Annotated in this window: 16 protein-coding genes; 5 read left to right on the top strand and 11 right to left on the bottom strand. The window is 67.9% G+C overall.

Features of this window, described 5'->3' with window-relative positions:
* Positions 1–66: 66 nt before the first annotated feature.
* Entirely contained in the window at positions 67–1,122 is a 1,056-nt protein-coding gene (locus FBY35_RS24685) for a hypothetical protein (protein WP_142216171.1), read from the top strand.
* A 96-nt stretch (positions 1,123–1,218) separates the two neighbouring features.
* Here the strand turns inward: FBY35_RS24685 and prcA are convergent, their stop codons facing one another.
* The 5 genes from prcA to arc form a co-directional block, all read right to left on the bottom strand.
* On the bottom strand, positions 1,219–1,983 hold the full coding sequence (gene prcA, locus FBY35_RS24690; RefSeq protein ID WP_142216172.1) for a proteasome subunit alpha: 765 nt from the start codon (positions 1,981–1,983) through the stop codon (positions 1,219–1,221).
* A 50-nt stretch (positions 1,984–2,033) separates the two neighbouring features.
* Positions 2,034–2,879 carry a proteasome subunit beta gene (gene prcB, locus FBY35_RS24695; RefSeq protein WP_142216173.1) on the bottom strand — a complete coding sequence of 282 codons (846 nt, stop codon included), beginning with the start codon at positions 2,877–2,879 and terminating at the stop codon, positions 2,034–2,036.
* 169 nt (positions 2,880–3,048) lie between these two features.
* Positions 3,049–3,267, bottom strand: coding sequence for a ubiquitin-like protein Pup (locus tag FBY35_RS24700; RefSeq protein ID WP_142216174.1), 219 nt, complete (start codon positions 3,265–3,267; stop codon positions 3,049–3,051).
* Positions 3,268–3,404: 137 nt separating this feature from the next.
* Complete coding sequence (gene dop, locus FBY35_RS24705; protein WP_399208800.1) at positions 3,405–4,916, bottom strand: depupylase/deamidase Dop; 1,512 nt, start codon at positions 4,914–4,916, stop codon at positions 3,405–3,407.
* Positions 4,917–5,152: 236 nt separating this feature from the next.
* Positions 5,153–6,919 (bottom strand): proteasome ATPase, encoded by a 1,767-nt coding sequence (gene arc, locus FBY35_RS24710; protein WP_142216175.1) that lies wholly within the window; start codon positions 6,917–6,919, stop codon positions 5,153–5,155.
* A gap of 253 nt (positions 6,920–7,172) precedes the next feature.
* On the opposite strand from arc, the gene FBY35_RS24720 reads away from it, so the two are divergent.
* Positions 7,173–7,484 (top strand): ferredoxin, encoded by a 312-nt coding sequence (locus FBY35_RS24720; protein WP_142216176.1) that lies wholly within the window; start codon positions 7,173–7,175, stop codon positions 7,482–7,484.
* A 4-nt stretch (positions 7,485–7,488) separates the two neighbouring features.
* On the opposite strand, the gene FBY35_RS24725 is transcribed toward FBY35_RS24720, so the two are convergent.
* From FBY35_RS24725 to FBY35_RS24735, 3 genes are all read right to left on the bottom strand, one after another.
* Complete coding sequence (locus FBY35_RS24725) at positions 7,489–8,064, bottom strand: hypothetical protein (protein WP_142216177.1); 576 nt, start codon at positions 8,062–8,064, stop codon at positions 7,489–7,491.
* Between the two features lie 225 nt (positions 8,065–8,289).
* A complete protein-coding gene (locus FBY35_RS24730; RefSeq protein ID WP_142216178.1) occupies positions 8,290–9,177 on the bottom strand; it encodes a tRNA (adenine-N1)-methyltransferase in 888 nt (295 codons plus the stop codon).
* A 96-nt stretch (positions 9,178–9,273) separates the two neighbouring features.
* Complete coding sequence (locus tag FBY35_RS24735; protein WP_142216179.1) at positions 9,274–10,524, bottom strand: site-2 protease family protein; 1,251 nt, start codon at positions 10,522–10,524, stop codon at positions 9,274–9,276.
* Positions 10,525–10,631: 107 nt separating this feature from the next.
* On the opposite strand from FBY35_RS24735, the gene FBY35_RS24740 reads away from it, so the two are divergent.
* Complete coding sequence (locus FBY35_RS24740) at positions 10,632–11,492, top strand: RecB family exonuclease (protein WP_186357059.1); 861 nt, start codon at positions 10,632–10,634, stop codon at positions 11,490–11,492.
* A gap of 13 nt (positions 11,493–11,505) precedes the next feature.
* On the top strand, positions 11,506–12,177 hold the full coding sequence (locus FBY35_RS24745) for a response regulator transcription factor (RefSeq protein WP_142216181.1): 672 nt from the start codon (positions 11,506–11,508) through the stop codon (positions 12,175–12,177).
* 69 nt (positions 12,178–12,246) lie between these two features.
* Here the strand turns inward: FBY35_RS24745 and FBY35_RS24750 are convergent, their stop codons facing one another.
* The 3 genes from FBY35_RS24750 to metH all read right to left on the bottom strand — a co-directional run bounded on the left by FBY35_RS24750 (position 12,247) and on the right by metH (position 18,672).
* Positions 12,247–13,845, bottom strand: coding sequence for an ABC transporter substrate-binding protein (locus FBY35_RS24750; protein WP_142216182.1), 1,599 nt, complete (start codon positions 13,843–13,845; stop codon positions 12,247–12,249).
* Positions 13,846–14,361: 516 nt separating this feature from the next.
* The gene (locus FBY35_RS24755; protein WP_142216183.1) at positions 14,362–15,063 is read right to left on the bottom strand and encodes an HAD family phosphatase; all 702 of its coding nucleotides are present in this window, start codon (positions 15,061–15,063) and stop codon (positions 14,362–14,364) included.
* A gap of 96 nt (positions 15,064–15,159) precedes the next feature.
* Entirely contained in the window at positions 15,160–18,672 is a 3,513-nt protein-coding gene (gene metH / locus FBY35_RS24760) for a methionine synthase (protein ID WP_142216184.1), read from the bottom strand.
* A 239-nt stretch (positions 18,673–18,911) separates the two neighbouring features.
* Here metH and FBY35_RS24765 point away from each other — a divergent pair, with 239 nt between their 5' ends.
* Positions 18,912–19,676, top strand: coding sequence for an IclR family transcriptional regulator (locus FBY35_RS24765; protein WP_142216185.1), 765 nt, complete (start codon positions 18,912–18,914; stop codon positions 19,674–19,676).
* The last annotated feature ends 201 nt before the right edge of the window (positions 19,677–19,877 follow it).

A 19,877-nucleotide genomic window follows, 5' to 3' on the forward strand; every position in this document is an offset into this window, starting at 1 on the left:
CCCGTACGTATGGTCCTCACCCAGCGGCCTTGAGACCGCGCCTTCCGCCGTGGAACGATCACGATCATGATGAGTACGGCGGAGAACCCGATCGACGCGACGCTGATCGGGACAGCCCCCGCGGCAGGCTCCGTGACACAGCTCGTGGACGGGCAGCTTTCCGTCAGAACGGACGCAGGGCTGGAGCTGCACGACGCTCAGACCTTCCTCTCCGGCACCCTCGCGGCCACCCGGAGCCTCACACTTCCGCCGTTCTCCGCGGCGGCCCCGCTGCCCGGCGGCGCCGCAGTCGTCGCCGAGGGCTCCAGGATCCGCGCACTGGGCCCCGACGGAGCCACCCGCTGGCAGCTGTCGCACGCCCGCTGGCACGGCGGACACCGCGACCCCCGCCCGCCCGGCAGGCCCGCAGTGAGCCCGGACGGGGCCCTCGTCAGCGTCCTGGTGCCCACCCCGGCAGTGGACGAGCGCGCCGCGATACTGATCTGCGAGAACCCGCCACGGCACCGCTATGCGCGGGACACGCTGCTTTTGCTGGATGCGGCGACCGGCGAGATCCGTGCCCGGCGTCCCATCGGAGCCATCTCCTCCGACGTGACCCAGCGGTGGCATCCGGACGGCTCACTGCTCGCCCTGTCCTGCTGGACGGCTTGGTACAGCTGGTCGACATGGTGGATCGAGCCCCGTCGCGACGGGCTGCACATCCGAGGCGGCACCACGATGCGCGAGGTGATCGACTTCCTGCCGGACCAGGGCCGGGTCCTCACCCTGCGGCGCGCCGAAGGAATCGCGCACAACGACGACCGTGACGAGCTCGCCTCGCACGATGTGGCCGCCGACGACCCCGCCTGCCTTTTCGACCTCGGGCAGCTGGCGGCCGACCGCGACAACGACGAGGTCGCCGGAGCGTTCCTGATCGATGCGGGGCATGTCCTGGTCACCGGCCGGATCTATCTGCCAGGGCGGCCGGTCTCGATGCGGCACTGGCTGTGCGACACGGCCACGCTCCGTCCCCTGGGACGGCTGCGGTATCCGGTGGCGGTCGGCGGCGATGTGACCCCGCTCGGCGACGGAAGCTGGCTCACCCGGGACCGCGAACGCCTTCATCACTGGGCGCTCCCCTGATTCCGGGCGCACAGGAGTCGGGCAGACGACTGCGCCCCCGACCGCACGGGCGGTCGGGGGCGCAGTCGTGCCGCGTGGGACCGGCCTCCGGCGGGGTTACTCCTCGCCGTCCTCGGTCTCCTCGGTGTCCGACGGCGCATCCGTCGGGGTCGACGCGGCACCGTCCGCCTCCAGCAGCCGGGCCAGCTGCCGCCCGACGATGCGCTTGAACTTGCGCTGCTGCGGTCGCGTCCGGTCCAGGACCGCGACCTCCAGGCGGTCCGCGGGGATCTCCCGCTCGCTGCCGTTGGACTGGTTGGACAGAGCCTGTACGGCCAGTTTCAGCGCCTCCGCCAGCGACATCCCGTCGCGGTGCCGCTGGTCGAGATAGGTGCTGATCTGTTCGGCGTTGCCGCCGACCGCGACCGAGCCGTGTTCGTCCACGATCGACCCGTCGTGCGGCAGGCGGTAGATCTGGTCGCCCTCGGGAGTCGCGCCGACCTCGGCGACGACCAGCTCCACCTCGTACGGCTTCTCGGCCGCACTGGAGAAGATGGTGCCCAGCGTCTGGGCATAGACATTGGCGAGCCCACGGGCCGTCACATCGTCACGGTCGTAGGTGTATCCGCGCAGATCGGCATAGCGCACGCCGCCGATCCGCAGGTTCTCGTACTCGTTGTACTTACCGGCCGCGGCAAAGCCGATCCGGTCGTAGATCTCACTGAATTTGTGAAGCGCACGGGACGGGTTCTCACCGACGAAGACGATGCCGTCGGAGTACTGCAGCACAACGAGGCTGCGACCACGGGCGATGCCCTTGCGGGCGTATTCCGCCCGGTCGGCCATGGCCTGCTGGGGTGAGACGTAGAACGGCGTCGACACCGGCTATCCGTCCCTTTCTGTCAGTGACATGTGTTCCGAAGAGGGGGTCATCACAGCAGCGCGGCACGGGGGCCGTCGGGCTGTTCGAGACGGCGCTCCAGGATCGAGCGGGCGATCCCGGAGGACTCGGCCTCGGTGAGCTTGCGGAAACCCTCGTCGGTGATGACCGTGACGATCGGATAGATCCGCCGGGCCACATCGGGTCCGCCGGTCGCCGAGTCGTCGTCGGCCGCGTCGTACAGCGCCTGGATGACCAGGGTCGTGGCCTGCTCCTCCGTCAGGTCCTCGCGGTAGAGCTTCTTCATGGCCCCGCGGGCGAAGATCGAGCCGGAGCCGGTGGCCGCGAAGCCGTGCTCCTCGGAGCGGCCGCCCGTGACGTCGTACGAGAAGATGCGGCCCTTCTCGCGGTCGACGTCGTATCCGGCGAAGAGCGGCACCACGGCCAGGCCCTGCATGGCCATGCCGAGGTTGCTGCGAATCATGGTGGAGAGCCGGTTCGCCTTGCCCTCCAGGGAAAGTTGTGCGCCTTCCACCTTCTCGAAGTGCTCCAGCTCGAGTTGGAAGAGCTTGACCATCTCCACTGCGAGGCCGGCGGTGCCGGCGATACCGACGGCGGAGTACTCGTCTGCCGGGAAGACCTTCTCGATGTCGCGCTGGGCGATCATGTTGCCCATGGTGGCCCGCCGGTCACCGGCGAGCACCACACCGCCGGGGAACGTCGTCGCGACGATGGTTGTGCCGTGCGGTGCCTCGATGGCGCCCTGCACGGGCGGCAGGACACGCCGTCCGGGCAGCATCTCCGGGGAGTGCTGGCCCAGGAAATCCATGAACGAGGACGAGCCGGGCGTCAGGAAGGCTGCCGGCAGACGCCCGGTGTTACGAGGGTTGGCTTCCACGCGTTTCCTTCCGGATTGGCGGCGGCCCGCCATGTCGGGCGCGGGCCGATCTTTCGCTGTGCACGGACATTACCCGCGCCGTCGCCGGTCATCCGCCCCGGTGCCACCGGCTTTCGCCGATGGCCCGGGTACGGACAACAGGGGGTACCCCCAGTGCAGTTGGAGGGACCTACTCTCCGCCCTTTTGGACAAATGACCTCACGAAATCCTCTGCGTTCTCCTCGAGGACATCGTCGATCTCGTCCAGTACGGAGTCGACGTCGTCCGACAGCTTCTCCTGGCGCTCCTTGAGGTCCTCCGAAGCCTGCGCGTCCTGCGCGTGCTCCTCGACCTCCTCAGTGGAACGCGTCGCCTTCTGCTGTCCGCCGCCGGTGTCCTTGGTCGCCATATCCCTCACCCCGCTCGGTTTGCCCTGACGTGAGTTCGTTCGGTCAAGATCAGACCCTACAAGCACGGTCCGACATCGGCCCCGCACTTTCCTCAACGTCCGGGGACCACCTCCATGATTCCCGGACCTGAGCCATTTCAGCCGCCGGCCAGAACCCGGACCAGGTCTTCCGCGGTCCGGCACCGGTCAAGGAGCTCCTTGACGTGATTACGCGTTCCGCGTAGCGGTTCCAGGGTTGGCACCCGCTGCAGCGAGTCACGGCCGGGCAGATCGAAGATCACCGAGTCCCAGGAGGCCGCGGCGACATCGTCCGCGTACTGCTCCAGACAGCGACCGCGGAAGTATGCCCTGGTGTCCTCGGGGGGCTTTGTCCCGGCCCGTACGACCTCCGGCTCGCCCAGGAGCCGCTTCATCTTCCCGCGGGCCGCCAGCCGGTTGTACAGGCCCTTCTCGGGGCGTACGTCGGCGTACTGGAGGTCCACCAGATGAAGCCGCGCCGCGTCCCAGCCCAGGCTGTCGCGCCTGCGGTAGCCCTCCATGAGCTCCTTCTTGGCGATCCAGTCCAGTTCCCCGGCGAGGCTCATCGGGTCGTTCTCGAGCCTGTTGAGGGTGTCCTCCCAGCGGATCAGGACGTCCTTGGTCTGCTCGTCGGCGTCCGCGCCGAAGCGCTCCTCGACGTACTTGCGGGCCAGCTCGAAGTACTCCATCTGAAGCTGCACTGCGGTGAGTGTCCGGCCGCTGCGCAGCGTGACCAGCCGCTTGAGGGTCGGGTCGTGCGAGACCTGGTGCAGGGTGCGCACCGGCTGCTCGACCGCCAGGTCCACCGCGATGAAGCCGTCCTCGATCATCGAAAGCACCAGGGCCGTGGTGCCCAGCTTCAGGTACGTGGAGATCTCCGACAGGTTCGCGTCGCCGATGATCACATGGAGCCTGCGGTACTTCTCGGCGTCGGAATGGGGCTCGTCGCGGGTGTTGATGATGGGCCGCTTAAGCGTGGTCTCGAGCCCGACCTCGACCTCGAAATAGTCGGCGCGCTGGCTGATCTGGAAGCCGTGTTCATGGCCGTCCTGGCCGATTCCGACCCGTCCGGCGCCGGTGACGACCTGGCGGGAGACGAAGAACGGCGTCAGGTGGCGCACGATGTCCGAGAAGGCGGTCTCCCGCTTCATCAGGTAGTTCTCGTGCGTGCCGTAGGACGCGCCCTTGTTGTCGGTGTTGTTCTTGTACAGATGGATCGGCTGGGCGCCGGGGAGCTGGGCCGCGCGCTCGGCGGCCTCCGCCATGATCCGCTCGCCGGCCTTGTCCCACAGCACTGCGTCGCGCGGGTTGGTGACCTCGGGCGAGCTGTATTCGGGGTGCGCATGGTCGACGTACAGCCGGGCACCGTTGGTGAGGATCACATTGGCCAGGCCGATGTCCTCGTCGGTGAGCTGACTGGAGTCGGCGGCCTCGCGGGCGAGGTCGAAGCCGCGGGCGTCCCGCAGCGGATTCTCCTCCTCGAAGTCCCAGCGGGCGCGCCGCGCCCTGTGCATCGCCGCCGCGTAGGCGTTGACGATCTGGGACGAGGTGAGCATGGCATTGGCGTTCGGGTGCCCCGGGACGGAGATGCCGTACTCCGTCTCGATGCCCATTACTCGCCGTACGGTCATGCGGCCCTCCTTGCCCGGCGGCGCTCCCCTCCGGGAACGGCGCTCAAGTACCGCTGTAGCTCCGGTGCGTGTGCGGTGCCCGTCCCCGCACTGCGCGACTCGGCGGTACCGACGAGCCTAGAACGCCTCTGCGCTGGTGGGGAGATCAATTTCGTCATTGCTCCGGTATGGCTGGACCTGTCGGAAAAGCATTCGGCTGCGGATGCCCGGCCGGGCATCCGCAGCCGGTCTGCGTTCTACAGGTACTGACCCGTGTTCGCCACCGTGTCGATGGAGCGTCCGGTGTCCGCGCCCTGCTTTCCGGTGACAAGGGTGCGGATGAAGACGATCCGCTCGCCCTTCTTTCCGGAGATCCGGGCCCAGTCGTCCGGGTTGGTCGTGTTCGGCAGGTCCTCGTTCTCCTTGAACTCATCCACGCATGCCTGGAGGAGATGGGAAACCCGAAGGCCCTTCTGGTTGTGGTCGAGGAAGGCCTTGATGGCCATCTTCTTGGCCCGGTCGACGATGTTCTGAATCATCGCTCCGGAGTTGAAGTCCTTGAAGTACAGGACTTCCTTGTCGCCATTGGCGTACGTGACCTCGAGGAAGCGGTTCTCCTCGGATTCCGCGTACATCTGCTCGACGACGGACTGGATCATCGCGTGGGCGGCGACATCCTTGGAGCCACTGTGCTCGGCGAGGTCGTCGGCGTGCAGCGGCAGCGAGGACGTCAGGTACTTGGCGAAGATGTCCTTCGCGGCCTCCGCGTCCGGACGCTCGATCTTAATTTTCACATCGAGACGGCCGGGGCGCAGGATGGCGGGGTCGATCATGTCCTCGCGGTTGGAGGCGCCGATGACGATGACGTTCTCCAGGCCCTCCACACCGTCGATCTCGGCGAGCAGCTGCGGGACGATGGTGTTCTCCACGTCCGAGCTGACCCCGGAACCACGGGTGCGGAAGAGCGATTCCATCTCGTCGAAGAAGACGATGACCGGGGTGCCCTCGCTCGCCTTCTCCCGGGCACGCTGGAAGACCAGGCGGATGTGCCGCTCGGTCTCACCGACGTACTTGTTGAGGAGCTCGGGGCCCTTGATGTTGAGGAAGTAGCTCTTCCCCGCGGGCTGGCCGGTCACCTCGGCGACCTTCTTGGCAAGGGAGTTGGCGACGGCCTTGGCGATCAGCGTCTTGCCGCATCCGGGCGGGCCGTAGAGCAGGATGCCCTTCGGCGGCCGCAGTTCGTGCTCCTTGAAGAGGTCCGGGTGGAGGTACGGAAGCTCGACCGCGTCACGGATCATCTCGATCTGGCTGCCCAGACCGCCGATCTTGTTGTAGTCGACGTCCGGGACCTCTTCGAGGACGAGTTCTTCGACCTCGCTCTTGGGGATCACTTCGTAGACGTAGCCGGAGCGGGGCTCGAGCAGCAGGGCGTCGCCGGGGCGAATGGTGGTGTCCAGCAGCGTGTCCGCGAGCCTCACCACCCTTTCCTCGTCGGTGTGCCCGATCACCAGGGCCCGCTCGCCGTCCTCAAGGATCTCCTTGAGGGTGACGATGTCCCCGGCGCGCTCGAACTCCATGGCCTCGACCACGTTGAGCGCTTCGTTGAGCATGACTTCCTGGCCGCGCCGGAGCTCTTCGAGCTCGACGCTGGGGCTGACGTTCACCCGGAGCTTGCGGCCCCCGGTGAAGATGTCGCACGTGCCGTCCTCATTGGCCTGCAGGAAGACACCGAAGCCGGCCGGCGGCTGTGCAAGCCGGTCGACCTCCTCCTTGAGGGCCACGATCTGGTCGCGGGCCTCACGGAGCGTGTTGGCGAGCCGCTCGTTCTGTGCGGAGACGCCGGCCAGGTTTGTCTGCAACTCGACGATCCGCTCTTCGAGAATCCTCGTATGACGCGGAGAGTCGGCGAGCTTGCGGCGCAGGACGGCGATTTCCTGCTCGAGATAGGCAACCTGACCGGCGGGGTCTTCAGACCCCCGCCCGGGCCGGATGCCGCGGTTGATGTCGTCGTCGTGGGCTGCCACGGTCCTCACCTCCTCCAAGGGGAGCTGGACGCTTCCTGACCCTACCTGGGTGGGTGGTGATTGAAACCCCTAGATCACAAAGACGGTAGGGGTGTGTCCGATCTTCACCCTTGCGCTCTCCCTCACGCCAGGGGAATACCCACCCAACAACATCGGAAAGCGGGCGGGGGTATCGTCAAAGCGTTCAACACCCGTCAGGGCTGGCGCGACTTGCTTCATTTTGCTCCACCCGGCGAAGGAAACGGCAGGAGAGATGACCGTGCAGCACGAGGTCCCCAAGGAAGCGGTCGATGAGGCCCTGGAGGTCTGGATCGACCAGGACCTCTGCACCGGAGACGGGATCTGTGCGCAGTACGCCCCCGAGGTCTTCGAGCTGGACATCGACGGGCTCGCCTATGTGAAGAGCCCCGACGACGAACTGCTCCAGAACCCGGGCGCCACAACGCCCGTGCCGCTGCCGCTGCTGAGCGATGTCGTGGACTCCGCGAAGGAGTGCCCGGGCGACTGCATCCATGTCCGCCGCGTCTCGGACCGGGTCGAGGTCTTCGGGCCCGACGCAGAGTGACGGATCACATACCGCGTGCTTCGGGCTGGGCGGTGCGGACGAACTTCCCGCCCTGCCACAGCCACTTGACCTTCTCGAGCTGGTCGGGGCAGCAGCTCGGCACGTCCGGCGAGGAGTAGCCGAGCAAGGTCGCCGTAATCACGCCGTCACGCACGGCGAATTCCTTGACGCTGAGCTTCTGTGCGGGCTCCACGAGGGTCGCGACGACGCGCGGGCCGGTCCCCCGGCCCTGGGTCAGTACGTAGACGCCGCTCGGCGGGGTGCCGGAGCCTGCATCGCAGCGGGCCACAGCCACGGTCTCGGGGCTGCCGTCACCGTCCAGGTCGCCCGAGGCCTTCTTCGTGACCACGCTCTTGGCACCGCCGCACTCAAGCGGGAGCCGCACGCCTGCCGGGTCGGGCGCGGGGGCCGGCGCGGCGGCCGTTCCGGTGTGCTGCGGGCCCGCCTGGGAGGCGGCCTGGGCCGTGGGCTGCAGCAGCCCGGCGGCGGCCACGACCCCGGCCATCGCTGTCGCGGTGGCGAGCCAGTGCACCGGGCGGGCGTGCGTGTGCGCGAGGTCCGGGACGGCGGAGGTCTGCACGCGGGATGTCTCCTGGGAAGGCGGTTCCGGCGGGGGTGGCCTGCATCGTGCCATACGTCACAGCACGCGCGGAACAGCGGGGTCCGACTGTGTAGGTCAAGAAAGTGTGTAGGTCGGACGCCGGTCAACGCGAGGACGCCGCCGCCGAGTTCTCCGGGGTGTCCGGGGAACTCGGCGGCGGCGTCCCTACGTTGTGTGGGCGTCAGCCCGTTTTGCGGCCTTACGTCAGCCCTTGTTGGGGCCCTCGTAGTCCTCGCCGTACGCGCCCTTGGCGGGGCGCCGGCGGCGCATCGGGGGCTCCACACCGTCCGCGAGACGGCGAGCGGTGACGAGGAATCCGGTGTGGCCGATCATCCGGTGATCCGGGCGGACGGCCAGGCCCTCGACGTGCCAGTTGCGGATCATCGACTCCCACGGCTGAGGCTCGGCGAAGCAGCCGATCTCGCGGATGGACTCGACGGTACGCGCGAGCTGGGTGGTGGTCGCGACGTAGCAGCAGAGGATGCCGCCGGGCACGAGCGCCTTGGAGACGGCCTCCAGGCACTCCCAGGGGGCGAGCATGTCCAGGATCACGCGGTCGACGTCGGCGTCGGTCAGGTTGTCCTGGAGGTCGCCCACGGTGAGCTGCCAGGCGGGATGCGGGCCGCCGAAGTAGCGCTCCACGTTCTGCTGGGCGATCTCGGCGAAGTCCTCGCGGCGCTCGTAGGAGTGCAGCATGCCGTGGTCGCCGATGGCTCGCAGCAGGAAGGCGCTGAGCGAGCCGGAGCCCACGCCCGCCTCGACGACGCGGGCGCCGGCGAAGATGTCGGCGAAGGCCAGGATCTGCCCCGCGTCCTTGGGGTAGACCACGGCGGCGCCGCGGGGCATGGACAGGACATAGTCGGGGAGCAGGGGGCGCAGCGCGAGGTAGGCGACGTTTCCCGTGGTACGGACAACACTGCCCTCGGGAGCGCCGATCAGCTCGTCGTGCGGGAAGGAACCCTTGTGGGTGTGGAAATTCTTCCCGGCCTCGAGCGTGAACGTGTAGTGGCGTCCCTTGGGGTCGGTGAGCTGGACCTGGTCCCCGACCTTGAAGGGCCCGCGTCGGCGGGCGGCACCGGTCGGTTCGGACATGTGACCAGCCTACCGGCCCGCAACAGGCCGCGTTGACCACGCCCGCCCCGGAGAACCGAGCCCTCGATCGAAGCGGGCCCAAGGACAAAGCGAGCCCTAGGAAGAAGAAGGCCGGGCCATCGCGGCGACGAAGGCGCGCTCGACGTCCGCCGTGGACAGGACGCCGAAGATCTCGCCCGTCTCCTCGACCACCAGGTACTCCGTCGCCGGGGAAGCCCGCAGCTTGTCCAGGAGCGCCTCGCCGGCCAGTTCCGCCGGGACCTTCATGCCCTCGGTGAGCTCCTGGGCGAGGCCACTGACCGCGACCCAGGGGCGGCGGTGTTCCGGGACGCCGACGATGGCCGTCTCGCGCACCAGAGCCGTGGGGTCGCCGTGGCCGTCGACGACCACCAGCGCGCGGGCGCCTGCCTCGTTGGCGCGGCGCAGCGCCTCGGAGAGCGGGGTGTCGGACTCGACCGGGACGGCGCGTCTGGTGAGCGTGCGGGCTTCGAGCTCGGGGAGGTGTTCGCGCAGCCGGGCCATGCGCAGGCTGTTGCCCGCCCCGGTCCAGATGATCGCGGCGAGGATCGCGGCGAGCAGCGCGTCCGTGACCGTCTCCATGCCGCCGATGTCCTCGGTGGCGTTGCCGAGGGCGCCGGTGTGGGTGAGGAGCGGCAGGCCGATGAGGACGGCGACGGCGAGGGCCCGGCCCACCCACGCGGCTGCGACGGTGCCCGACATCGGCTTGCCGGTGATCTTCCATACGACGGCGCGCAGCATGCGGCCGCCGTCGAGCGGCAGACCGGGCAGCAGATTGAACCCGGCGACGAGCAGGTTGGAGATCATCAGCCCGGCGAGCAGCACCCCAGGGACCGTTCCGGGGTCGACGGCCTGCATCCCGAGGTAGAACAGACCGGCAAGGACGAGCGAGAGCAGCGGTCCGACGAAGGCCAGGACGAACTCGCGGCCGGGGGTCTCGGACTCCTTCTCGATCTCGGACACACCGCCGAAGAACTGCAGCTGGATCCGGCGCACGGGCAGTTTGAAGCGCAGTGCGGCGACGGTGTGGGCGAGTTCGTGGACCAGTACGGAGGCGTAGAAGGCAACCGCGAAGAAGAGCGAGACGAGATAGCGCGTACCACCGAGCTCGGGGAGCACCCGGTCGAGCTGACCGCCGAAGACCCAGGTGATGAGCGCGGCGACGATGAACCAGCTCGGGGCGACATAGACGGGCACACCGAACGGACGGCCCATGAGAATGCCACCGCCGGGACCGTCGGAACGCAGCGGCTTGCCGCCCTCGGGGTCTGATCCGCCCGCACCGGACCGCTCCCGCTCACGCTCGCCGCTCGTGTCGTCCTCGTTCACGGGTCCCCTTTGTCGCGAAAGCTTCGCTCGCTCGATCATGCAGTTTCGAGGGTCTGAGGTCGATGGTATTCCGCTCGCTGTCAGTGGCGGGCCATAGGGTCTGCGTCATGAGTACGAGTCAGCAGCCCACATCGCTGTCGCCCTCGCGGGCGAGCGACTTCATGCAGTGTCCCCTGCTGTACCGGTTCCGGGTGATCGACAAGCTGCCGGAGAAGCCCAGCGAGGCGGCTACCCGCGGGACACTGGTGCATGCGGTGCTGGAGCGGCTCTTCGACGCCCCGGCTGCGGAGCGGACGGCTCCGCGCGCCAAGGCCCTGATCCCGGGCCAGTGGGACCGGCTGCTGGAGACGAAGCCGGAGCTGGGCGAACTGTTCGCCGAGGACGCCGAGGGCGAGCGGCTGAGCCGCTGGCTGGGTGAGGCGGAGCAGTTGGTGGAGCGGTGGTTCTCGCTGGAGGACCCGACCCGCCTGGAGCCGGCCGAGCGGGAGCTGTTCGTCGAGACGGAGCTGGAGTCGGGCCTGCGGCTGCGCGGTGTCATCGACCGGGTCGACGTCGCGCCGACCGGCGAGGTCAGGATCGTCGACTACAAGACGGGCAAGGCCCCGCGTCCCGAGTACAGCGAGGGCGCGCTGTTCCAGATGAAGTTCTACGCCCTGGTGATCTGGCGGCTGAAGAACGTGGTGCCGCGCCGCCTCCAGCTCGTCTATCTGGGCAGCGGCGAGGTGCTGACGTACGACCCGGCCCCGGCGGACCTGGAGCGCGTGGAGCGCAAGCTGCTGGCGCTCTGGGACGCGATCAAGCTGGCCACCGAGTCGGGCGACTGGCGGCCGCGGCCCACGAAGCTGTGCGGCTGGTGCGACCACCAGGCGGTCTGTCCGGAATTCGGCGGCACTCCCCCGGTATATCCGCTGAGCGTCTCCCCGACCGCCTCGGCAGAGGATGGTCAGGGCAGAATGGGCCCGGTCTAACTAAGGAGTACCCGTGGCTATCCGCGTCCTACTGGTCGACGACCAACCGCTGCTGCGCACCGGCTTCCGGATGATCCTGGAGGCGGAGCAGGACATCGCGGTGGTCGGCGAGGCCGGGGACGGTCTGCAGGCCCTCGACCAGGTGCGTGCGCTGCAGCCCGATGTTGTGCTGATGGACATCCGGATGCCCCGTATGGACGGCGTCGAGGCGACCCGTCAGATCACCGGCCCCGGGCGGGACGGCCCGGCGAAGGTGCTGGTTCTGACCACCTTCGACCTCGATGAGTACGTGGTGGAGGCGCTACGGGCCGGGGCGAGCGGCTTCCTGCTGAAGGACGCGCCCGCCAACGAGTTGGTCCAGGCGATCCGGGTGGTCGCGGCGGGCGAGGCGATGCTCGCGCCCAGCATCACCCGCAGGCTTCTCGACAAGTACGCGGACCATCTGCCCTCGGGCGAGGAGCCGGTGCCGGACACGCTGCACACGCTGACCGAGCGTGAGGTGGAGGTGCTCAAGCTGGTCGCGCGGGGGCTGTCCAATGCCGAGATCGCCGCGGATCTCTTCGTAAGTGAGACCACTGTCAAGACGCATGTGGGCCATGTGCTGACGAAGCTGGGCCTGCGGGACCGGGTGCAGGCCGCGGTGTACGCGTACGAGAGCGGTCTGGTGCGCCCCGGCGCGCAGTAGTTCTCCGGACCAAGCACGCGAAAGCGGCGGCGGGCATCGGCCCGCCGCCGCTTGTTCATGGCTCGCAGCTCACGCGTCGCCGCCGTGGCCCAGCTCCCACAGCTGAAGGTCCGAGCTGGAGTTGACCACCCGCTCGACGCCGGTGACGCCACTGCGGGCAGCGACGTACTGCTTGCCCTGCCACAGCGGCAGGAAAGGCACGTCGTTGGCGACGATCTCCTGTATCTGCGTGAAGGCCTGGGACGCGGAGGTGCGGTCGGCGGCCTTGCGCGACAGCGGGATGAGTTCCCGCGCCTCGGTGCTCACGTACGGGGTGTTGAGGAAGTTGCCCTTGTCCAGGAACGGCGCGATGAAGCTGTCCGGGTCCGGGAAGTCGGGGAACCAGCCCATTCCGTAGACCGCGTACTCACCGCGCTTCTGGGCCGGGACGAACTTCGACCACTCGGTGCCCTCGATGGTGACGTCGAAGAGCTTGGTGGCGTTCAGCTGCTGCTTGAGCGCCTCGAACTCCTTGGCCGTACCGGTGCCGTAATGGTCGGTCGTGTAATGGAGCTTCAGCTTCACCGGGGTGGTGATGTCGGCCTTGCGCAGCAGCTCCGCGGCCTTCTTCCGGTTCGGCTCGCCGTACTTGTTGTAGAAGGAGTTGGTGTGCGCCCCGATGCTCGCCGGGATCAGCGAGTAGAGCGGCTCGGCGGTGGAGCCGTACACCTTGCCCGCGATGTGACCACGGTCGACGACAGCGGCCATGGCCTGGCGGACGGCCTTGTCCTTCACCGACGGGTCGTTGGTGTTGAAGGCGAGGTAGCGGATCTCCAGACCCGGCATCTCGGTGAGCTCGATGCCTTCCTTCGGGTTCTCGGACATGCTCTTGATCTGCTCGGGCGACATCGCCCGGGTCATCATGTCGATGTCGCCGGACTCGAGCGCCTTGCCCATGGCGTCGGCGTCCGCGAAGGACCGCAGCTCGACCTTGTCGTTGCGGAGCTTGATGTCACCCAGGTAGTTGGGGTTCTTGGTGAAGGTGACCTTGGAGACGTGGCCGTCCTTGGTCTCGGTCTTCATGGTGTACGGGCCGGAGCCGTCGACCTGGAAGCCCTCGCGGAGCTTCTTGCCCTCGTACTTCTCCTTGCTGAGGATCGCGGCGACGGGTGTCGAGAGCTTGTACGGGAAGGTCGCGTCCGGCGTGGCGAGATGGAAGACCACCTCGTCGCCGTTGGCTTCGATCGTGTCGATGTTCGCGAGGAGGGAGGCCGTGCCGCTGTCGGGGTTGATGTCCAGGACCCGCTGGATGGAGAACTTCACGTCCTCCGCGGTGATGGGGCTGCCGTCGGCGAACTTCAGCCCGCTGCGCAGCTTGCAGCGGTAGCTCTCGCTGACCTTGTCCGTGAAGTCGCACGACTGGGCCGCTTCGGGCACCGGCGCGCCGCCGCCGCGCGGGGCGTGCATCAGGGTCTGGACGGTCTGCCGCAGCACGCTCCACGAACCGGTGTCGTAGGCGTAGGCCGGGTCGAGCGGCGCGGGCGCGTCGTCGGTGGCGATGAACTGGTCCGTGGTGCCCACGACAATGGCGTCGCCGCCGGCGGACCCGCCTTGTGTCCCGCCGCAGGCGACAAGCACAGGCGCGAGCAGGCCAACCACGGCCGGCAGCACCAAAGTCTTACGGTTCATCCTGGACGTTCTCCTCATCCGGCACTGGGATACAGCGATGTCTTCGGGAGCCTTGGCCGCGGCCGCCCGTTCGGAGCGGTGCGATCAGGCCGGGGAAGCAGAGCGATCGGCACTGAGTTCCCCATGGCTGGGTGGCGCCGAGACACATCGATGATGCGACGAAGTTCTCGCGACGAGATTAGTCGGCAACGCCAGGAAAGCGTGACCGGGCCCGAGTTGGCGCGTATTCGCTCAGTGATCGGTTATGCCTGTGCGTGGATATTCCCACCGTGGAATGATTCGGTCACTACTCCACCAATGCGGACACAATGCCGCGCCTCATACACCCTGGCAGGGGCGCGGAGTGGTCCGGACCAACATCACCAAGCCACGCGCAGTGACGAACGTCACTCCGCAGAATTCCGCGTGAACCGCAACGGATATCGGCTCGCCCGCGTCACGGAAAAGACACGCCCGACTGCCCAGAGTTTCCATTGCCATATGCGAGAAACCCCGAAAACACGGACCGTACAGGCATCAGTTCATTGACGTGATGAGCGTCCGCAGGAAACCAAGGTCCACTTCTTCGAGCGACCGTACGACCAGTCGCCCGCCGGCAGGCGCGATCGGGTGCACGGACGGCACGGCCACCACCCGGCAGCCCGCGGCCTCGGCGGACGCGACGCCGGTGGCGGTGTCCTCGATGACCGCGCATCTGGCGGGCTCGGCCCGCAGCCCCCGCGCGGCCAGCAGGTAGGGGTCGGGGTGCGGCTTCGTACGCAACACCTCGTCGCCCGCCACCGACAGGGCGAAGTACTGCGGGCCGAGCGAGGCGAGGATGCGGTCGATGATGCGGCGGTGGGAGGCGGAGACCAGCGCGGTGGGCACATTGTGCCTGGCCAGCTCGGCGAGCAGCCGCTCGGCGCCCGGCATCATGGGCACACCGCGCCCGATCCGGTCCTCGAATCGGTCATTGAGCAGCACCGTCAGTTCGGCGAGCGTGATGTCCGCGCCGGTCGCCTCGATGAGGTATCCGGCACTGCGTGTCATGGGGCCGCCGACCACCACGTCCCGCCATGTCTCGTCGAGATCGTGGCCGAGGTCCGCGAAGACCTCCACCTCCACGTCCCACCAGAAGCCTTCGGTGTCCACGAGGGTGCCGTCCATGTCGAGAAACACGGCCTGAAGGGCAGAGCCCTCCGCCGAACGGGTCAGGGACGCGGGGACCGTACTGGTCATCCGGCACACCTCCACCAGGGACGGGAAGGCCGGCCGCCTCCCAGGTAGGGAAGGCAACCGGCCTGCGCTGGACCCACAAGTGTACGTCGTGAGCGCTCAGCGTGCGTTGAAGTACTTCGCCTCGGGGTGGTGGATCACGATCGCGTCGGTGGACTGCTCGGGGTGGAGCTGGAACTCCTCCGAAAGCTGGACGCCGATCCGCTGGGGCTGCAGCAGCTCGGCGATCTTCGCCCTGTCCTCCAGGTCCGGACACGCTCCGTAGCCGAGCGAGAAGCGCGCACCCCGGTATTTCAGGGCGAACATGTCCTCCACATCGGCCGGGTCCTCGCCACCGAAACCGAGCTCGGCGCGCACGCGGGCGTGCCAGTACTCGGCCAGCGCCTCCGCCAACTGCACAGACAGGCCGTGCAGTTCGAGGTAGTCGCGGTACGAGTCCGACTCGAAAAGCTCTGCCGTGGCCTCACCGATCTTCGAGCCGACGGTGACGACCTGAAGCCCGACGACGTCCCGCTCACCGGACTCTTCGGGGCGGAAGAAGTCGGCGAGGCACAGGCGACGGCCGCGGCGCTGGCGGGGGAAGGAGAAGCGGGTGCGCTCGGAGCCGTCCTCGTTCAGCAGGATCAGGTCGTCGCCCTTGGACACGCAGGGGAAGTAGCCGTAGACGACGGCCGCCTCCAGCAGGTTCCGGGTGTGCAGCTGGTCCAGCCAGCCCCGCAGCCGCGGCCGCCCCTCGGTGTCGACGAGCTCCTCGTACGTCGGTCCGTCACCGACGCGTGCCTGCTTGAGGCCCCACTGGCCCTTGAACAACGCGCCCTCGTCCAGCCAGGACGCGTACTCCTTGAGCTGGATGCCCTTGATCACCCTCGTACCCCAGAACGGCGGCTCGGGCACCCGGTTGTCAATGGCGACGTCGGAGCGCACGGCACCCTCTTCGGGGCGCTCGTCGACCACGGCGTTCGTGGTGGTGCGGACCCGGCGCTGCTTGAGCTCGGGCAGGACCGCCCCGGGGACGCCGCGCTTGACGGCGATCAGCGCATCCATCAGGCGCAGGCCCTCGAAGGCGTCGCGCGCGTAGCGGACCTCGCCCTGGTAGATCTCGTGCAGATCCTGCTCGACATACGCCCTGGTCAGAGCCGCTCCACCGAGGATGACCGGATAGTCGGCGGCCATCTTGCGCTGGTTCAGTTCCTCCAGGTTCTCCTTCATGATCACCGTGGACTTCACCAGCAGGCCGGACATGCCGATCACATCGGCGCGGTGTTCCTCGGCCGCCTCCAGGATCGCCGAGACTGGCTGCTTGATGCCCAGGTTGACGACGTTGTAGCCGTTGTTGGAGAGGATGATGTCGACGAGGTTCTTGCCGATGTCGTGGACGTCGCCGCGGACGGTCGCGAGGACGATGGTGCCCTTGCCCTCCGCGTCGGACTTCTCCATGTGCGGTTCGAGATAGGCAACCGCGTTCTTCATGACCTCGGCGGACTGCAGGACGAACGGCAGCTGCATCTGGCCGGAGCCGAAGAGCTCACCGACGACCTTCATGCCGTCCAGCAGGGTCTCGTTGACGATGTCGAGTGCGGGACGGGTCTGGAGCGCCTCGTCGAGGTCGGCCTCCAGGCCGTTCTTCTCCCCGTCGATGATCCGGCGCTTCAGGCGCTCGTCCAGCGGCAGGGCGAGGAGTTCCTCGGCCTTGCCCGCCTTCATCGACTTCATGTTGACGCCCTCGAAGAGCTCCATGAGCTTCTGCAGCGGGTCGTAGCCCTCGCTGCGGCGGTCGTAGATCAGGTCCAGGGCGGCCTTGACCTGATCCTCCTCGAGGCGCGCGATGGGGAGGATCTTGGATGCGTGCACGATGGCCGAGTCGAGACCGGCCTTGACGCACTCGTCGAGGAACACGGAGTTGAGGACGACCCGGGCGGCCGGGTTGAGGCCGAAGGAGATGTTCGACAGGCCCAGCGTGGTCTGCACATCGGGGCGGCGGCGCTTGAGTTCACGGATCGCCTCGATGGTGGCGATGCCGTCCTTGCGGGACTCCTCCTGGCCGGTGCAGATCGTGAAGGTCAGTGTGTCGATGAGGATGTCGGACTCGTGCACGCCCCAGTTGCCGGTCAGATCGTCGATGATCCGCTCGGCGATGGCGACCTTGTTCTCGACCGTACGGGCCTGGCCCTCTTCGTCGATGGTGAGCGCGATGAGCGCGGCGCCGTGCTCGACCGCGAGCCTGGTGACCTTCACAAAGCGCGATTCGGGACCGTCACCGTCTTCGTAGTTGACGGAGTTGATGACCGCGCGGCCACCCAGCTTCTCCAACCCGGCCCGAAGGACGTCGACTTCGGTGGAGTCAAGCACGATGGGGAGCGTCGACGCCGTGGCGAAACGGCCGGCCAGTTCCTCCATGTCGGCGACGCCGTCCCGGCCTACGTAGTCGACGCAGAGGTCGAGCATGTGCGCGCCCTCGCGGATCTGGTCCCTGGCCATCTCCACGCAGTCGTCCCAGCGGCCCTCCAGCATGGCCTCGCGGAACTTCTTGGACCCGTTGGCGTTCGTCCGCTCGCCGATGGCCATGAACGAGGTGTCCTGACGGAACGGCACGGTCTGGTAGAGGGACGCGGCGCCCGGCTCGGGGTGCGGCACGCGCTCGGTGGGCTCGAGATCGCGTACGCGCTCGACGACCTGGCGCAGATGCTCGGGGGTCGTACCGCAGCAGCCGCCAACCAGGGAGAGGCCGTATTCACGTACGAAGGTCTCCTGCGCGTCGGCCAACTCGCCCGCCGACAGGGGGTAGTGCGCGCCGTTCTTGCCGAGCACCGGCAGGCCCGCGTTCGGCATGCAGGACAGCGGGATGCGGGAGTGCCGGGCGAGGTAGCGCAGGTGCTCGCTCATCTCGGCCGGGCCGGTGGCGCAGTTCAGGCCGATCATGTCGATGCCCAGCGGCTCCAGCGCGGTCAGGGCCGCGCCGATCTCCGAGCCGAGCAGCATCGTTCCGGTCGTCTCGACCGTCACGGAGCAGATGAGGGGGAGGTTGGTGCCGGTGGCCTCCAGGGCGCGCCGTGCGCCCAGAACGGCGGCCTTGGTCTGGAGCAGGTCCTGGGTCGTCTCCACCAGGAGGGCGTCGGCGCCTCCCGCGATCATGCCTTCGGCGTTCTGCTGGTAGGCGTCGCGCAGCTTCGGATACGGGGCGTGTCCAAGCGTCGGCAGCTTGGTGCCCGGTCCCATGGAGCCCAGTACCCAGCGCTGCTGTCCGGTCGACACCGTGAACTCGTCGGCGACCTCGCGCGCGATCCGCGCTCCGGACTCGGAGAGCTCGAAAACCCGCTCGGGGATGTCGTACTCACCGAGGGCCGCGAAGTTCGCGCCGAAGGTGTTCGTCTCGACACAGTCGACGCCGACCTCGAAATAGGCCGAATGGACGGACCGGACGATGTCCGGGCGTGTCACGTTCAGGATTTCGTTGCAGCCTTCGAGGTTCTCGAAATCCTCGAGCGTCGGGTCCTGGGCCTGGAGCATCGTGCCCATCGCCCCGTCGGCCACGACCACTCGGGTGGCGAGCGCTTCGCGTAGGGCGTCGATTCGGGTCCGGCTGTCAGCGGAAGGGGTCGGCAGCGAGGCCATGGATGTGCTCCCTGGGATGCGACGGCTGTCGGCTTTGCGTCCTCCGGAGGAAGGCGCACGGAGCCAGCCTAGCCGTGCCGACCGAAGAGGGCGTGGCCGTCCCACGGGGCGGGACGGCATCATGTCTTCGCCGTATCTGAATGGCTTTCGGCCACGAGGTACTCGCTCTGCGGTGACCAAGGTCGGCATCGACCGATAGTGTTCAGCATTGTCGAACCGCATTGAGAAGGGCCGAGACCATGGCGAAGAACATCCAGTCACTCGAGCGGGCAGCCGCCATGCTGCGACTGCTCGCGGGCGGGGAACGTCGGCTCGGCCTGTCCGACATCGCGTCCTCGCTGGACCTGGCCAAGGGCACAGCCCATGGCATTCTGCGCACACTCCAGGCCGAGGGCTTCGTCGAACAGGACCCCGCATCGGGCCGCTACCAGCTGGGGGCCGAACTCCTCCGGCTCGGCAACAGCTATCTGGACGTCCACGAGCTGCGCGCCCGCGCCCTGGTCTGGACGGACGACCTGGCCCGCTCCAGCGGCGAGAGCGTCCATCTCGGGGTGCTGCACCAGCACGGCGTCCTCATCGTCCACCATGTCTTCCGGCCCGACGACAGCCGCCAGGTCCTGGAGGTGGGAGCCATGCAGCCCCTGCACTCCACGGCACTGGGCAAGGTGCTCTCCGCCTACGACCCCGTGGCACACACCGAAGCGCTCGAAGTGGAGCGCAAGGCCTTCACTCCGCGGACCGTGACGGGCCTCGCCGAGTTCGAGCTGGTCCTCGACCACACCCGCGCCCGGGGCTGGGCGGCCGACGTGGAGGAGACCTGGGAAGGCGTCGCCTCGGTGGCCGCTCCCATCCACGACCGGCGCCGGATGCCGGTCGGGGCGGTGGCCATCACGGGCGCCGTCGAGCGGGTGTGTGAGGGCTCCGAGCTCCGGTCCGAGCTGGTCGCCGCGGTGCGGGACTGTGCCCGCGCGGTTTCCCGTGATCTTGGTGCCGGGCGCTTCTGAGGCTTTTGTCGCATCATCGGTAACGATCGCGTTTCCGCCCGCCGAACCCTTGACGCCACGTTTACGTGGAGCAAAACTTCCGTGCATCGGTCGGCATTGCCGAACACCTACCGGCAATACACGTTAGAGTGTCGCAATGCCAGGGCCGGCAAAGCCCTCACCTGAGGGCACGAACCACCGGAGGGACCCGGGGTTCGGTTC

Source organism: Streptomyces sp. SLBN-118 (genome assembly GCF_006715635.1).
In the GTDB taxonomy this organism is placed as follows: Bacteria; Actinomycetota; Actinomycetes; order Streptomycetales; family Streptomycetaceae; genus Streptomyces.

Excerpts from the sequence above, each read along its gene's own strand:
- FBY35_RS24685 (WP_142216171.1), top strand. The coding sequence starts at position 67 with ATGATGAGTACGGCGGAGAACCCGATCGACGCGACGCTGATCGGGACA.
- FBY35_RS24700 (WP_142216174.1), bottom strand. The coding sequence starts at position 3,267 with ATGGCGACCAAGGACACCGGCGGCGGACAGCAGAAGGCGACGCGTTCC.
- dop (WP_399208800.1), bottom strand. The coding sequence starts at position 4,916 with ATGACCGTACGGCGAGTAATGGGCATCGAGACGGAGTACGGCATCTCC.
- FBY35_RS24720 (WP_142216176.1), top strand. The coding sequence starts at position 7,173 with ATGACCGTGCAGCACGAGGTCCCCAAGGAAGCGGTCGATGAGGCCCTG.
- FBY35_RS24730 (WP_142216178.1), bottom strand. The coding sequence starts at position 9,177 with ATGTCCGAACCGACCGGTGCCGCCCGCCGACGCGGGCCCTTCAAGGTC.
- FBY35_RS24740 (WP_186357059.1), top strand. The coding sequence starts at position 10,632 with ATGAGTACGAGTCAGCAGCCCACATCGCTGTCGCCCTCGCGGGCGAGC.
- FBY35_RS24750 (WP_142216182.1), bottom strand. The coding sequence starts at position 13,845 with ATGAACCGTAAGACTTTGGTGCTGCCGGCCGTGGTTGGCCTGCTCGCG.
- FBY35_RS24755 (WP_142216183.1), bottom strand. The coding sequence starts at position 15,063 with ATGACCAGTACGGTCCCCGCGTCCCTGACCCGTTCGGCGGAGGGCTCT.
- metH (WP_142216184.1), bottom strand. The coding sequence starts at position 18,672 with ATGGCCTCGCTGCCGACCCCTTCCGCTGACAGCCGGACCCGAATCGAC.
- FBY35_RS24765 (WP_142216185.1), top strand. The coding sequence starts at position 18,912 with ATGGCGAAGAACATCCAGTCACTCGAGCGGGCAGCCGCCATGCTGCGA.